This is a genomic window from Halomonas sp. ATBC28 (assembly GCF_005937175.1).
In the GTDB taxonomy this organism is placed as follows: Bacteria; Pseudomonadota; Gammaproteobacteria; order Pseudomonadales; family Halomonadaceae; genus Vreelandella; species Vreelandella titanicae.
The window spans coordinates 1-423 of sequence record NZ_VCQL01000132.1 but is presented as its reverse complement, the minus strand read 5'-3'; the positions used below and the strand labels follow the sequence as shown (position 1 = coordinate 423).

At 36.4% G+C, this 423-nt stretch carries 1 protein-coding gene; it reads left to right on the top strand.

From position 1 onward, the window contains the following. On the top strand, positions 1 to 423 hold a 423-nt coding region (locus tag E0L35_RS25685), incomplete at both ends, for a transposase (RefSeq protein ID WP_138801745.1).

Here is a 423-nt window from a genome sequence, read left to right as displayed (position 1 = left end):
GTAATGGTAAATCCAATGCACGTTAATAGAACGAAAGAATTAGATGATAACCTTCAAACCAAAAATGACAAAAAAGACGCTCGCGTTATCGCTAGCTTAATACGTGACGGACGGTTTACTTTTTCTCGAATACTTACTGGAGTAGAAGCAGAACTTCGTAATGGAGCGAGTCTTCGATCTAAATTACAAGAAGATATTACAGCAATTAAAAACCGTATGATTCGTTGGATAGATCTTTATTTCCCTGAGTTTCAGCACTTATTCAAAAGTTTTGGGAAGAACGCTTGCGCAGTGCTTGAAATGACACCATTACCAATGGATTTTGATGGGAAGAGTGAGGAAGAACTGATTCAGCTTTACAAAAACGTAGAAGGACTAAAATGTCTTTCTGTTTCTAAGATTCAAAAGTTAAAAGTACTAACC